Consider the following 14,911-nt stretch of genomic DNA (forward strand, 5'->3'; position numbering starts at 1 on the left):
TGTTTTCTTTATTAATTGATATTTAATCCATTAACTTGCTTTTTCAGCGAGAGAATCAGTGCGAATCTCAGGTGTAGCAAGGGCTTGACCTTCTACAGACATCTTTAAGTTCACCAGGAAAATTGCCAGCGCAGCAATCAAACCGGGAATCGCAATTGCAAAGAAGTTCATTTGATGCGGTAAATTCATGGTGAGTAAAGCACCTGTCAATACCGGTCCAACGATCGCACCGATACGTCCAATTCCGGAAGCCCAACCCATGCCAGTGGAACGCACCGTTGATGGATAATATTGCGCCACGAAGGTGTAGAGCAGGATTTGAGAACCAATGGTTGCTGCACCGGCCACAGCAATCAAGCTATAAAGCACGAATTGCGGACTGTTATAACCGAGCAGGATTAAAGAAGCTGCTCCGCAAAGGAACATGATCGTCAGCACTTTTTTAATATGGAAACGGTCTGCCAGATACCCCCCACCAACAGCCCCGATCATGCCGCCAATATTCAGGGCAAACAGGAAGATCATGCTGGCACCCAGTGAATATCCAGCCTGGATCATCAGTTTTGGTAACCAACTGCCTAGTGCATAAACCATTAATAAACACATGAAAAATGCCAACCAGAACATAAAGGTACTAAATGTGCGGCCTTGCTGGAATAGTGCTTTTAAAGGTGCTTCATCGCCTTTTTGCACTTCATTCAGGACAAACTGGGTGTCAGATCCAATTATCTGTGTTGGCGAGATTTTCTGGATAATGCTTTGCGCTTGAGCAGTCTGCTGCTTATTGGTCAGATACATCAACGATTCTGGTAAATATTTCCAGAGTATCGGCAGGAACAGTAAAGGAGTACCCGCAAGTAAGAACATGATTTTCCAGCCAAACTGTGGCACCAGCCATGCGCCAAGTAAGGCAGATGTCATGCCGCCGATGGCATAGCCACTAAACATCAAAGCGACCAGTGTACTGCGAATCCTTTTTGGTGCGTATTCCGTCATCAGGGCAACGACGTTTGGCATCACGCCACCAATTCCGAGTCCGGCAAGAAAACGTAAAATCCCGAATTCGACAGGTGATGTTGCAAAGGCACCGATAAACGTAAAACCACTAAAGATCGCGACACAGATCATGATGGTTTTTTTACGTCCCAGTTTATCGGACAAAGTGCCGAAACTCATCGCTCCAAACATCATACCGAACAAGGCGGTGCTGGCTAACATGCCGGCCTGTACTGCACTGAGTGCCCATTCCTGCATCAGTAGCGGTAAAGCCACGCCGTAAATTACCAGGTCATAACCGTCAAAAATAATGATCAGCAAACACCAGATCAGGACGCCCCAATGAAATGGCGTGAACTTTGCTTCATCAATCAGCGTATTTATATTCACTTTATTTGTAGACATCTCCACCTCCTAATTGTGAAGTTCAATTTATGAGATTCACAATGCAGAAGATGTGCATAAATGTCCAAAACTGAATAGGCATGCTTCTATACCTATAAAGTCTGCCTTAAAGAAAAGGCTTTATTTACTATGCCTTAATGATATTCATCCAAAAAATGAAACCTTCATTCAATATTAAAATATGGATTCGCTTTATTCCCTATAAGATCCAGACAGGTATTGATCTGAATTAAAATACAGCACGATCATATTTAATCGCTTCAAGATCATAGACCTGATAGACCGCATCAAACAGATAACGAATATATTCACTTTCATCCATATTACGAATAGCCATAAAAACCGGACTGACCGCAAATTCATCTAATAAAGGGATAAAGTTTAAATGTGCTAGCCGAATATTCTGGGCACTTTCTGGCACAATACAGACGCCCTCTCCGGCAGCCACAAAACCAAGCGCCAGTTGCAATTCACTGACTGCACGGATATTTTTCGGTTCCAGCCCATACTCGGAAAATATACCGCGCACCTGGGTGGAAAAATTAGCCTTACCATTATTCGGGTATAAAAAGAGTGGCTGATCCACCAGTTCAGTCAGGTTCACGCCATCTCGATGGGAAAGAAAATGGCTGGAATGTGCTGCGACCATCAGCCTTTCTTCACGCAGTAACACCCGTTTCACTGCCGGATCTGAAATCCTTAAACGTCCGAAACCGACATCAATCCGCCCTTCTTTAAGTGCCTGAATCTGCTCTGAAGTATTCATTTCAACCATCTCAATTTTGAGCTGGGGATGTTGCTGCTTAAATAGAAACACAATACGCGATAGCAAACCGAACAATAACGAGCCAACAAAACCAATGCTAATGGTGCGATCCGCGATACCAATCCGCTTGGTCATCGATTTGATTTCTTCCGCATTAGACAAAAGTTTAACCGCATGTTGATAGAAGAATTGACCTGCTTCTGTGGTCTTAAGCGGTCGGCTACCTCTTTCAAAGAGCTGAATATCCAGTTCCTGTTCCAGATTTTGTATCTGTCTGCTTAAAGGTGGTTGAGCAATAAACAGTTTTTCTGCCGCCTTGGTAAAACTTTGTTCTTCGACGACTGCGACGAAGTAACGCAAATGCCTGAGTTCCATATTCATGCATACCTTTAAAGTATAAAAAAATGCTAAATCGATCTTAGACCAATCAAAATTATTCTTTTAAGGTATATCAAGTCAAAACATTAAAGCAAGAATGTGAAGCGTAATTATGTATAAGTCAGTTGAAACCTTGCTGGTTCAAATACCGACGATCCGTCCTCACAAGATGGCTGTCGCAACCATGCAAACCCAGACACTGGTCCTGGTCAAAATCACCACCGAAGACGGCTATGTGGGTTGGGGCGAAGCCACCACTATTGGCGGTTTAGGCTACGGTGAAGAAAGCCCAGAAAGTGTCAAAGTGAATATTGAGACTTACTTTGCACCGCTTCTGAAAACATTATCAGGTTTGAATGTTGCACAGACATTACAAGCCATCAAAAAAAATATTAATGGTAACCGCTTTGCCAAATGTGCCATTCAAACCGCACTGCTGGATATTCAGGCACAACGTCTGAATCTGCCACTGAGTGAAATTCTAGGTGGACGTTTACGTGACAGCGTACCAGTGCTCTGGGTACTGGCATCTGGCAATACCGAGAAAGACATTGCTGAAGCCCAGACAATGATTGCGGCCAAACGCCACAATATTTTCAAACTGAAAATTGGTTCACGTCCAGTGGAACAGGATGTTGAACACGTGCTTGCCATTAAACAGGCATTGGGCAAAGACATTTCGATCCGTGTGGATGTGAACCGTGCCTGGTCAGAGCTGGACGCGATTAAAGGCATTCAGTTACTCCAGGACGGCGGCATTGACCTGATTGAACAGCCATGTGCCATTGACAATCTGGATGCAATGCGACGTCTGACCCAGCGTTTTGATATCGCCATCATGGCGGATGAATCCTTGATGGGTCCGCAGTCTGCCTATCAGATCGCACGTCAGCATGGCTCATCAGTTTTTGCAGTCAAAGTGGCGCAATCTGGTGGCCTGATTGAAGGTTGTGAAGTTGCAAAAGTGGCACAGCTGGCAGGTATCGATCTGTATGGCGGCACCATGCTTGAAGGTCCGGTGGGCACGATCGCCTCTGCCCATGCCTTCTCGACTTTTGAAAGTCTCGCTTATGGCACCGAACTGTTTGGTCCACTGCTGTTAACTGATGAAATTTTAAGAACCCCACTCCAGTATCAAAACTTTGAACTTGAGATTCCGAAAGGACCAGGTCTGGGTATTGAGTTGGATGAAAACAAAATTGACAACTTGCGTCGTCAATAATTCCAGGAGAACCCCATGCTTTTCCAAGTACGAATGGACGTCAATATTCCAAAAGATATGCCGGTTGAACAGACCAATGAAATTAAGGCAGTTGAAAAAGCCTATTCACAGGATCTGCAACGTCAAGGTAAGTGGCGTCATATCTGGCGCATCACCGGACAGTATTCAAACATCAGTATTTTTGATGTTGAAAGCAATGAAGAGTTGCACAACCTGCTACAAGGCTTGCCGCTCTACCCGTATATGAACATCAAAGTTATGGCATTGAACCGCCATCCATCATCGATTCGGGATGATGACAAGTAATGAATAAATTCGGGAATGGAAATGAAAGAGTTTTCTTCCCCCCTTACACCTGAGGGTAATCCAAAAGGACTTGTGGCCAGCAAGATTTAGCCAGCCAAACGAATGCTAAAACATGCGCCACTAAAATATGAAAGACATACTTTAGGAGCAATAGTATGAACCGCCAAGAAATTGATGCACTGGTTAAAAAAATGAATGTCGATACAGCGACAGGACCAGTTGATGAGCGTGTACAACAAGTTGTTGTACGTTTATTAGGTGATCTTTTCCAGGCTATTGAAGATCTTGATATTTCTCAGACTGAACTCTGGAAAGGTCTGGAATACTTTACTGATGCAGGTCAAGCCAATGAATTAGGCTTACTGGCTGCAGGTCTGGGTCTGGAACATTACTTAGACTTACGCGCGGATGAAGCAGATGCCAAAGCAGGCATTACTGGCGGTACACCACGTACCATCGAAGGCCCGCTGTATGTTGCAGGTGCTCCTGAGTCAGTTGGTTTTGCGCGTATGGATGACGGTTCTGAAGAGGGCAAAATTCCAACCCTGATTATTGAAGGCACAGTGACCGATACTGACGGCAACATCATTGAAGGTGCAAAGGTTGAAGTCTGGCATGCCAACAGCCTGGGCAACTACTCTTTCTTTGACAAGTCGCAATCTGACTTTAACCTGCGCCGTTCTATCTTTACCGATCAAGACGGTAAATATGTTGCCCTGACTACCATGCCGGTCGGTTATGGCTGTCCACCTGAAGGTACTACCCAGTTCGTACTGGACAAATTAGGTCGTCACGGTAACCGCCCATCTCATGTGCATTACTTCGTATCTGCACCGGGTTACCGAAAGTTAACCACACAGTTCAATATCGAAGGCGATCAATACCTGTGGGATGACTTTGCCTTCGCCACACGTGATGGTCTGGTCGCAACCGCTGTTGATGTGACCGATGAAGCTGAAATCGCACGCCGTGGTTTAAATGGTCCATTCAAACATATCCAGTTCAATATTGAACTGGTGAAAGACCAGGCTGCAGCGCCAAGCACTGAAGTAGAACGTCGTCGCGCAAGCGCTTAATTCAAAATGGAATCGGGATGTCAGTCTGAGCAACATCCCGATGACTTCCCCTCCTTGGAAAGTCGGAGACTGGACATGCCTCGTATTCCTGTAATTAACACCAGCCATTTAGACCGTATTGATGAATTACTGGTCGATGATTTTGAATCTGGTGAATTTAAACTGCACCGTTCCGTATTTACTGATCAAGCCCTGTTTGATCTGGAAATGAAATACATCTTTGAAGGAAACTGGGTTTATCTGGCCCATGAGAGCCAGATTCCCAATAACAACGATTACTACACAACCCATATTGGCCGTCAGCCAATCATCATTGCACGTAACCGCAATGGCGAACTGAATGCCATGATCAATGCCTGCTCTCACCGCGGTGCACAGCTCTGCCGTTATAAGCGTGGCAATAAAGCAACCTATACCTGCCCATTCCATGGCTGGACATTCAATAACTCGGGCAAGCTGTTAAAAGTGAAAGATCCGGCTGATGCAGGCTATTCAGATTGCTTTAACCAGGACGGTTCTCATGACCTGAAAAAAGTAGCCCGTTTTTAAAATTACAAAGGCTTCTTGTTTGGCAGCCTGAATCCGGATGTTCCTTCTCTGGAAGAATACCTGGGTGAAGCCACCAAGATCATCGACATGATCGTGGGTCAGTCTGAGCAAGGTCTGGAAGTTTTACGCGGTTCGTCGACTTATACCTATGAAGGTAACTGGAAGCTGACTGCAGAAAACGGTGCCGATGGTTATCACGTCTCTGCCGTGCACTGGAACTATGCTGCAACGACTCAGCAACGTAAGGAAAAAGAAGCTGGCGATAATATTCGTGCCATGAGCGCAGGTTCATGGGGCAAACAAGGCGGTGGTTCTTACGGCTTTGAACATGGTCACATGCTGCTTTGGACACAATGGGCCAACCCGGAAGACCGTCCAAACTTTGCTAAGAAAGATGAATATACCGAGCGTTATGGCGAAGCCATGGCGAAATGGATGATCGAACGTTCACGTAACCTGTGTATCTATCCAAACGTTTACTTCATGGATCAGTTCGGCTCACAAATCCGTGTTCTGCGTCCAATCTCTGTCGATAAGACTGAAGTGACGATTTACTGTATCGGTCCTGTCGGTGAAGAGCCTGAAGCACGCACCCGCCGTATCCGTCAGTATGAAGACTTCTTTAATGCTTCTGGTATGGCTACCCCAGACGATCTGGAAGAATTCCGTGCCTGTCAGGCCGGTTATGCTGGGATCGCGCTGGAATGGAATGATATGTGCCGTGGTTCTAAGCACTGGATTCAAGGGCCGGATGATGCAGCCAATGAAATTGGCCTGAAACCAAAACTGTCTGGTATTAAAACAGAAGATGAAGGCCTGTACCTGGCTCAGCACCAGTACTGGTTAGAGCTGATCAAAAAAGGCATTGCGACTGAAAAAGAAATTGCTGCAAGCACTGAAGGAGAAACCGCATGAGCGACATCACTTTAGAAAATATTGCACAGTTCCTGTATCAGGAAGCCCGCTTTTTAGATGATGAGCAATGGGATGACTGGTTACAGTGCTACGCCCCTACTGCTTCTTTCTGGATGCCTGCTTGGGATGATGATGACCGTCTGACTGAAGATCCACAGTCTGAAATCTCACTGATTTACTACCCAGACCGTCAGGGTCTTGAAGACCGTGTGTTCCGGATCAAGACAGAACGTTCATCTGCCACCATGCCGGATACCCGTACTAGTCACAACATCTGCAATATTGAAATTGTGGAACGTGATGGCGACAAGGTCACTGTGCGCTTTAACTGGAATACCCTGAGTTTCCGCTACAAAACCAGTTACAGCTACTTTGGTATGTCACGTTATGAAATCGATTTTTCAGGCGATAAACCACAGATTTTAAGCAAATACGTGGTACTGAAAAACGATTACATCAATCAGGTCATCGACATCTATCACCTCTAAGACTGTTTTATTACAGCAAGGTCAAACCTTTCAGCCAGGGAAATATGGCTGAAAGGCTAAGTTTCAAAGATTTATATAGGATATTCAGCCATGTCAAACCACAATGTTGCACTCCAATTTGAAGATGGCGTTACACGTTTTATTAGTGTTGCCCAAGGCGAAACCCTGTCCGATGCAGCTTACCGTCAAAAGATCAATATCCCTCTAGATTGCCGTGACGGTGCATGTGGAACGTGCCGCGCTTTTTGTGAATCAGGTGCGTATGACATGCCTGAAGAAATGTACATTGAAGATGCACTGACACCAGAAGAAGCCGCAGAAGGTTTTATCCTGGCTTGCCAATGTAAACCGACTTCGGATGCCGTGTTCCAAATTCAGGCCTCCTCTGATGTCTGTAAAACCGAGATTCATGCATTTCAAGGTACGTTGGCCCGTGTAGAAAACCTGTCTGATTCCACCATTACCTTTGATATTCAACTCGATGATGGTCAACCAGATATCCATTTTCTGGCCGGACAATATGTCAATGTCGGCATTCCTGGCACCACTGAAACCCGTTCTTACTCATTCAGTTCCAAGCCGGGCAACCGTTTAACCGGCTTCGTGGTGCGCAATGTGCCGAACGGCAAAATGTCGAGTTTCCTCAGTAAAAATGTCAAAGCCGGCGACAAGATGACCTTTACAGGTCCATTCGGCAGCTTCTATCTGCGTAATGTGACCCGTCCGGTATTGATGCTGGCAGGTGGTACAGGCATCGCGCCATTCATGTCGATGTTACAGGTACTGGAAGAAAAAGGTTCTGAATATCCAGTACGTCTGGTATTTGGTGTGACCAATGACTTTGACCTGGTCGCAATTGAAAAGCTGAATGAACTGCAAGACAAATTCCCATGGTTCGAATATCGCACAGTGGTTGCAAATCCGGAATCTGCGCATGAGCGTAAAGGTTATGTGACTGGTCATATTGAAAATGAATGGTTAAATGGTGGCGATGTCGACATCTATCTGTGTGGTCCAGTGCCAATGGTTGAAGCGGTTCGCGGCTGGCTGGATGCGGAAGGTGTTAAACCTGCCAGCTTCCTGTTTGAAAAATTCTCTGCCAACTAAGTTTAGAAGCCGGAGAACCTCATGAACTGTAACCCAAGATTTGAAAATAAAGTCGTGATCGTGACTGGTGCTGCGCAAGGCATCGGTCGCGGTGTCGCGATTCAGGTGGCGAGCGAAGGCGCTCAAGTCATCATGGCCGATCTTTCTCCCTATGTAGAAGAAGTATTGGCAGAGATTGAAGCCACAGGTGGCGATGCCATTACTGTAAAAGCCGATCTGGAAACTTATGCCGGTGCTCAATCTGTCGTTGAAAAAGCCTTAGATACCTATGGTCGTGTCGATGTGCTGATCAATAATGTCGGTGGCGCGATCTGGATGAAACCTTTTGAAGAATTTTCTGAAGAAGAAATCATCAAGGAAGTGAACCGTTCATTGTTCCCAACCATGTGGTGCTGCCGTGCAGTGCTACCGCAAATGATCAAGCAGCAGCATGGCACCATCGTGAATGTGTCCTCGATTGCGACCCGTGGCATTAACCGGGTGCCCTATTCGGCTTCTAAAGGTGGAGTCAACGGCTTGACCGCTGCCCTTGCCTTTGAACATGCCAAAGACGGAATTCGTGTGAATGCCGTTGCAACAGGTGGTACGGAAGCACCGCCACGTAAGGTTCCACGTAATGCCAATCCATTAACAGAATCTGAAAAAGTATGGATGCAGCAAGTGGTGGAACAAACCATTGACCGTACGTTTATGGGTCGCTACGGCACAATTCAGGAGCAAGTAAATGCCATTCTATTCCTGGCTTCCGATGAATCATCTTATATGACAGGTACCGTAGTACCGGTCGGTGGTGGAGATCAAGGCTAGTCCTGATCATCACGATTTTTGACAGGCTCATGGTTCGACGCAAGGAGGCACATTACCAATGAACACCCTGTTTCAGACATTAAAAAATGACTGGTCAATTTCAGCGACTGTTGCAGGATTTCTAGCAGTGCTGATTTCCTATTCAGGACCACTGATCATTTTTTTCCAGGCAGCGCAGCAAGCCCAGGTTTCCCCAGACATGATGATTTCATGGATTTGGGGAATTTCTATTGGTGCGGCGCTCGCAGGTATCTTTTTATCGATTAAATACAAAATACCTGTTGTCACCGCCTGGTCTGCGCCCGGAACGGCACTATTGGTCACGCTGTTTCCCGATATTTCGCTCAATGAAGCGGTTGCGGCCTATATCACCTCTGCTGTGGTGATTTTTCTCATTGGGATTACCGGTTATTTCGACAAATTGCTGTCCTGGATTCCCCAGGAAGTCGCTGCCGGAATGATGGCCGGAATTTTACTGCAGTTTGGTTTAGGACTGTTCACCGCGACCGATACCATGCCCTATATCGTCTTTGGCATGCTGGCGGTGTTTTTGCTGGCCAAGCGTTTCAGTCCACGTTATGCCATGGTCTGGGTGCTGGTTGCCGGTGTGATTTTAAGCATGCTGCTGGGCAAGATTAATCCGGTCACGGCAGATTTCAGTCTGGCAATTCCGCAATTTATTGCACCGGAATGGACTTGGAGTTCCACCCTGAATCTGGCCCTCCCGCTTATTCTGGTCAGTCTGTCGGGCCAGTTCTTACCAGGAATGGCCATTATCAAACTCAGTGGTTATGACATGCCAGCCAAGCCGATTATTAGTGCAACCAGTATTGCCTCGCTTGCAGTCGCCTGTGTGGGGGGTATTACCATCGTACTGGCCTCGATCACAGCTGCTTTGTGTTTAGGCAAAGACGCACACGAGCTGAAAGAAAAGCGTTATATCGCTGGTGTGGCGAATGGGCTTTTTTACATTTTAGGCGGCTTATTTGCCGGCAGCATTGTCATGCTGTTTAGCCTGATGCCGAAGGAATTAATTGCAGCTTTGGCAGGACTGGCCTTACTCGGAGCAATTGCCACTAACATCTCTATGGCGATGGGCAAAGAGTCGCAACGTGATGCCGCACTGATCACCTTTTTAGCAACTGCTTCCGGCATGCATTTCTTGGGGCTGAGTTCAGTCTTTTGGGGGATTTGTATTGGCCTGGTAGCACATTTTCTGCTGTCACAGAAAGACCGTAATGCTGTTCCGGTTGCAACATCAGATTCAAAACGAATTTAAAGACATCCATTAGTTTAGGGTATGTAAGGACCAGATTATGATAGATAAAAGTTCATTATCATTGAAAGAAGCACTCTCCCAGATCAAGGATGGTTCTACCATTATGATCGGCGGATTTGGGACAGCGGGTCAGCCTGCTGAACTGATTGATGGTCTGATCGAATTGGGAATCAAGGATCTTATTATTGTCAATAATAATGCTGGTAATGGCGACTATGGTCTGGCGAAACTGCTTAAAGCGGGCGCTGTGCGTAAAATTATCTGCTCTTTCCCGCGTCAGTCTGATTCCTGGGTATTTGACGAACTCTATCGTGCAGGCAAGATCGAACTGGAACTGGTGCCGCAAGGTAATCTGGCTTGCCGTATTCAGGCAGCAGGTATGGGCTTAGGTCCAATCTATACCCCAACCGGTTTTGGTACCTTGCTGGCTGAAGGCAAACCAACCTTGAACTATGAAGGCAAAGATTTTGTCCTGGAAAATCCGATTAAAGCTGACTTTGCTTTAATTAAGGCCCATCAGGGCGACCGTTGGGGCAATCTGGTTTACCGTAAATCCGCACGTAACTTTGGTCCAATCATGGCGATGGCCGCAGACATTACCATTGCCCAAGTCGCTGAAGTGGTTGAACTCGGTGAGCTGGATCCGGAACACATTATTACCCCGGGCATCTTTGTCCAACACGTTGTCCAAGTACAAACGGCACAGTAATTCAGGAGCAAAATCATGAGCTATATCAAACTGACCCGCGACCAGATTGCTGAACGTGTTGCCCAGGACATTCCTGATGGCACCTATGTCAACCTTGGTATTGGCCTGCCGACCAAGATTGCCAGCTATCTGCCTGCAGACAAGGATGTTTTCCTGCATTCTGAAAATGGCTTGCTAGCTTTTGGCCCGCCACCTGCCAAAGGTGAAGAAGACCCTGAACTGATCAATGCCGGTAAAGAATTTGTGACCATGCTGACTGGCGGTGCTTTTTTCCATCATGGGGATTCTTTTGCGATGATGCGCGGCGGACACTTAGATATCGCAGTTTTGGGTGCTTTCCAAGTCGCTGAAAATGGTGATCTGGCCAACTGGCATACCGGTGCACCCGATGCAATTCCTGCAGTCGGTGGCGCGATGGATCTGGCCGTCGGCGCCAAGAAAGTCTTTATCACTACTGATCACGTCACTAAAAAAGGCGAACCTAAGATTGTGGCTGAACTGACTTATCCTGCGACTGGCCTGAAATGTGTCGACCGTATTTATACCGATCTTTGTGTGATTGATGTGACACCTGAAGGGATGAAAGTGATTGAGAAAGTTGAAGGTCTGTCATTTGAAGAATTGCAGTCGATGACGGGTGCCAAACTGATTGATGCAACACAAGGTTAAGTAATAAAGGAAAATTAAATCCCCCTAAATCCCCCTTTTTTCAAAGGGGGACTTTCGAAAATATATGACGGAAGCTCTCCTCCCTTTATCAAAGGGAGGTCGGGAGGGATTAGAGAACTGGAAATAGAAACAATGAAAAACGCATACATCATTGATGCCATCCGTACCCCATTCGGTCGCTATGCCGGTGGCTTGGCCCCTGTTCGTACCGATGACCTGGGTGCGATTCCGATTAAGGCCCTGATGGAACGTAACCCAAGTATCAACTGGGAAAAAGTGGATGACATTATCTACGGCTGTGCCAACCAGGCCGGTGAAGATAACCGCAACGTGGGTCGTATGTCAGCACTACTTGCTGGTGTACCTTATCAGGTGCCAGCAACCACGATTAATCGTCTCTGCGGCTCATCACTCGATGCGGTAGCGATTGCGGCACGTGCTATTAAAGCTGGTGAAGCAAATCTGATTGTGGCTGGTGGTGTGGAATCCATGTCACGCGCCCCATTTGTAATGGGCAAAGCGGAGACCGCTTATAGTCGAACACAAAAGATTGAAGACACCACCATGGGTTGGCGTTTTATCAATCCAAAACTAAAAGAACTGTATGGTGTGGAAACCATGCCGGAAACTGCGGAAAATGTGGCAACACAGTTCAATATCAACCGTGAAGATCAGGACAAGTTTGCCCTGACCAGCCAGCAACGTACTGCAGCGGCACAAGCCAAAGGTTTCTTTAAAAATGAAATCGTGCCCGTGGTCATTCCTCAGCGTAAAGGCGAACCAGTTGTAGTAGATACTGATGAACATCCTCGTGCTTCTACGACACTGGAAGGATTAACTAAGCTAAAACCAGTCGTCAAAGCAGATGGAACCGTGACTGCCGGTAATGCTTCTGGCATTAACGATGGTGCAGCGGCACTCCTGATTGCATCCGATGAAGCAGTTGCAGAATATGGTCTTAAAGCGCGTGCCAAAATTATTGGTTCAACGGTTGTCGGTGTAGAGCCACGCATTATGGGCTTTGGTCCGGCGCCTGCCATTAAAAAACTGCTGGCCCAGACCGGTTTGACACTGGACCAGATGGATGTCATTGAGCTGAATGAAGCCTTTGCTGCACAGGCATTGGCGGTAACCCGTGACCTAGGTCTTCCGGATGATGCTGCGCATGTAAACCCCAATGGTGGTGCGATTGCCATTGGCCACCCACTCGGTGCTTCCGGTGCGCGTCTGGTGACCACGGCATTGAACCAGCTGGAACAGACCGGTGGTAAATATGCTCTCTGCTCCATGTGTATCGGTGTGGGGCAAGGTATCACGCTGATTATTGAACGTGTGTAATGCACAATTAAAAATATAAACCCCTCCCTGAATGTAGATTCAAAGTACGGCTTTGAATCAAATGCAAGAAAGGGAGGCCGGGAGGGATTTTAATGCCAACATTTACATCCAACGATGCCCAGATCAATTACCAGACTTTTGGTGATGCCAGCAAATCTGCCTTAGTTTTTTCTAACTCATTGGGCACCAAATTCAGCATGTGGCAGCCACAAATTGAATTTTTCCAGCAGGACTATTTTGTTGTGTGTTATGACACCCGTGGTCATGGGGCCTCCTCTGCACCACAAGGTCCGTATAGCATCGATCAACTAGGTCAAGATGTTGTTAACCTACTTGATCATTTAAACATTGAAAAAGCGGCATTCTGCGGTATTTCAATGGGCGGTTTAACAGGTCAATGGTTGGCAATTAACCGTCCAGAACGCTTTAATCAGGTGGTGGTGTGCAATACAGCAGCCAAAATCGGTCAGGAACAAGCCTGGCAAGACCGTGCTGCGCTTGTCCGTGAGCAAGGTCTTGCTCCGATTGCTGCAACTGCAGCATCACGCTGGTTTACCAATCCCTTTATCCAGAGCAACCCGGCAGTCGTTGCAGAACTTTCAAACGACCTCGGAGCTGGCAGCCCAGAAGGCTATGCAAACTGCTGTGAAGCTCTGGCTAAGGCGGATGTCCGCGAACAACTTAGCAGTATTCAAATCCCTGTGCTGATTATAGCGGGTCAGCAGGATCCGGTGACGACTGTTGCAGATGGACAGTTTATGCAGCAACGTATTGCGAATAGCCAGTTGTTTGAAATCAATGCTTCGCATATTTCCAATATTGAACAACCGGAAGCCTTTAATCAGGCAGTACAAACTTTTCTTGCTGCTTAATTCATTCTTATAAAAAAGCCACGATAATTCGTGGCTTTCTTTTATTCGAGTATTTGTTAAGCCCAGATCACCAGCATCGCTGCAATCACCACCAGTCCTAAGCCCCAGTGCTCGGCACGCGCCAGTTTTTCTTTAAAGAAATAAGCTGAAATCAGCAGACTGAACAGGATTTCGATTTGTCCCAAGGTTTTCACGATTGGCACGCTCATCATACTCATGGCGGTAAACCAGCCGAGGGATGCTATAAAGCTGCAGAAGCTGACTTTAAAGGTTAGACCTAAACGTTGCCACATGGCAACTAAGGTTTTTCGACTAAACAGGCTCAGGTAAATCAGCATACTGAGACACTGGAAACCAATCACCGAAATCAATACCCATGAAGCACGATGCACGGTTGGTAACATCGGCAGTTCCAGACTGGCTTCACGGACCAAGAGTGAAGTAATGGCAAAGCTCAAACCACTGCCGATTCCGATGGCTAAAGTCTTGGTAGATAGGCCGGTGAGCTGATTGCCCTTACTCAGCAGGAATACCGCATAACCACCGATCAGCACCCCAATCCATGCCAGTACAGACAGATGATCTGACAGGAAAATTACTCCGATAATGGCTGCCAGAATCGCTTCACTTTTTGCCAGTCCAACGCCAATCGCATAATTTTTCTGTTTAAATAGCTGCACCATCAAGGCGGTTGCCAGAATCTGGCTGATACCCGCAATCAGGATATAGATCCAGTACTTCGGGCTAAAATGCACCACACTTTCTACCGGTTTGAAATGGTATAAAGCTGCAATGTAAAGCCCGGCCAGCGGCAAGCCAAACAGGAAACGTGCCAGTGTCACGCCCCAAATATCGACAGTAGTACTGAGCTGTTTTTGAAAGGCATTTCGCCAAGCCTGCATAAATGCAGCCATTAAAGTAAAGAAAATCCAGCTGATTGCCATACCCTGATCATTAGTACCGTAAAAGTGAATTAATTCTATGCCTTAGTACAATCTATGACTAATTAAAAAAGAGATAATGGCTAAT

Annotated in this window: 14 protein-coding genes and 1 pseudogene; 12 read left to right on the forward strand and 3 right to left on the reverse strand. The window is 46.6% G+C overall.

The window, feature by feature from the left end; genetic code table 11:
• Nucleotides 1-30 precede the first annotated feature (30 nt).
• Nucleotides 31-1,401, reverse strand: a complete 1,371-nt coding sequence (locus tag O4M77_RS07455; protein ID WP_323713262.1) for an aromatic acid/H+ symport family MFS transporter — start codon at nucleotides 1,399-1,401, stop codon at nucleotides 31-33.
• A 229-nt stretch (nucleotides 1,402-1,630) separates the two neighbouring features.
• Complete coding sequence (locus O4M77_RS07460; RefSeq protein ID WP_166138516.1) at nucleotides 1,631-2,542, reverse strand: LysR family transcriptional regulator; 912 nt, start codon at nucleotides 2,540-2,542, stop codon at nucleotides 1,631-1,633.
• A 115-nt stretch (nucleotides 2,543-2,657) separates the two neighbouring features.
• On the opposite strand from O4M77_RS07460, the gene O4M77_RS07465 reads away from it, so the two are divergent.
• From O4M77_RS07465 to pcaD, 12 genes and pseudogenes are all read left to right on the forward strand, one after another.
• A complete protein-coding gene (locus O4M77_RS07465) occupies nucleotides 2,658-3,767 on the forward strand; it encodes a muconate/chloromuconate family cycloisomerase (RefSeq protein WP_180017345.1) in 1,110 nt (369 codons plus the stop codon).
• Nucleotides 3,768-3,782: 15 nt separating this feature from the next.
• Nucleotides 3,783-4,073 carry a muconolactone Delta-isomerase gene (gene catC, locus O4M77_RS07470; RefSeq protein ID WP_166138511.1) on the forward strand — a complete coding sequence of 97 codons (291 nt, stop codon included), beginning with the start codon at nucleotides 3,783-3,785 and terminating at the stop codon, nucleotides 4,071-4,073.
• 155 nt (nucleotides 4,074-4,228) lie between these two features.
• Nucleotides 4,229-5,149, forward strand: coding sequence for a catechol 1,2-dioxygenase (catA, locus tag O4M77_RS07475; protein ID WP_104426110.1), 921 nt, complete (start codon nucleotides 4,229-4,231; stop codon nucleotides 5,147-5,149).
• Nucleotides 5,150-5,224: 75 nt separating this feature from the next.
• A pseudogene (gene benA, locus O4M77_RS07480) lies at nucleotides 5,225-6,613 on the forward strand (benzoate 1,2-dioxygenase large subunit).
• On the forward strand, nucleotides 6,610-7,101 hold the full coding sequence (gene benB / locus O4M77_RS07485; protein ID WP_323713263.1) for a benzoate 1,2-dioxygenase small subunit: 492 nt from the start codon (nucleotides 6,610-6,612) through the stop codon (nucleotides 7,099-7,101). The pseudogene benA and the gene benB overlap by 4 nt, the downstream one beginning before the upstream one ends.
• Nucleotides 7,102-7,191: 90 nt before the next feature.
• Nucleotides 7,192-8,208, forward strand: a complete 1,017-nt coding sequence (benC, locus tag O4M77_RS07490) for a benzoate 1,2-dioxygenase electron transfer component BenC (RefSeq protein WP_323713264.1) — start codon at nucleotides 7,192-7,194, stop codon at nucleotides 8,206-8,208.
• A gap of 21 nt (nucleotides 8,209-8,229) precedes the next feature.
• The gene (gene benD / locus O4M77_RS07495; RefSeq protein ID WP_323713265.1) at nucleotides 8,230-9,015 is read left to right on the forward strand and encodes a benzoate diol dehydrogenase BenD; all 786 of its coding nucleotides are present in this window, start codon (nucleotides 8,230-8,232) and stop codon (nucleotides 9,013-9,015) included.
• A 58-nt stretch (nucleotides 9,016-9,073) separates the two neighbouring features.
• A complete protein-coding gene (benE, locus tag O4M77_RS07500) occupies nucleotides 9,074-10,294 on the forward strand; it encodes a benzoate/H(+) symporter BenE (RefSeq protein WP_323713266.1) in 1,221 nt (406 codons plus the stop codon).
• A gap of 37 nt (nucleotides 10,295-10,331) precedes the next feature.
• Nucleotides 10,332-11,003 (forward strand): 3-oxoacid CoA-transferase subunit A, encoded by a 672-nt coding sequence (locus O4M77_RS07505; RefSeq protein WP_323713267.1) that lies wholly within the window; start codon nucleotides 10,332-10,334, stop codon nucleotides 11,001-11,003.
• A gap of 15 nt (nucleotides 11,004-11,018) precedes the next feature.
• Nucleotides 11,019-11,672, forward strand: coding sequence for a 3-oxoacid CoA-transferase subunit B (locus O4M77_RS07510; protein WP_323713268.1), 654 nt, complete (start codon nucleotides 11,019-11,021; stop codon nucleotides 11,670-11,672).
• A gap of 132 nt (nucleotides 11,673-11,804) precedes the next feature.
• On the forward strand, nucleotides 11,805-13,010 hold the full coding sequence (pcaF, locus tag O4M77_RS07515) for a 3-oxoadipyl-CoA thiolase (RefSeq protein ID WP_323713269.1): 1,206 nt from the start codon (nucleotides 11,805-11,807) through the stop codon (nucleotides 13,008-13,010).
• 92 nt (nucleotides 13,011-13,102) lie between these two features.
• Nucleotides 13,103-13,882, forward strand: a complete 780-nt coding sequence (pcaD, locus tag O4M77_RS07520; protein WP_323713270.1) for a 3-oxoadipate enol-lactonase — start codon at nucleotides 13,103-13,105, stop codon at nucleotides 13,880-13,882.
• A 56-nt stretch (nucleotides 13,883-13,938) separates the two neighbouring features.
• Here pcaD and O4M77_RS07525 read toward each other — a convergent pair whose 3' ends face one another.
• Complete coding sequence (locus tag O4M77_RS07525) at nucleotides 13,939-14,826, reverse strand: DMT family transporter (protein ID WP_323713271.1); 888 nt, start codon at nucleotides 14,824-14,826, stop codon at nucleotides 13,939-13,941.
• Nucleotides 14,827-14,911 lie beyond the last annotated feature (85 nt).

It is taken from the genome of Acinetobacter sp. YWS30-1 (assembly GCF_033558715.1).
In the GTDB taxonomy this organism is placed as follows: Bacteria; Pseudomonadota; Gammaproteobacteria; order Pseudomonadales; family Moraxellaceae; genus Acinetobacter.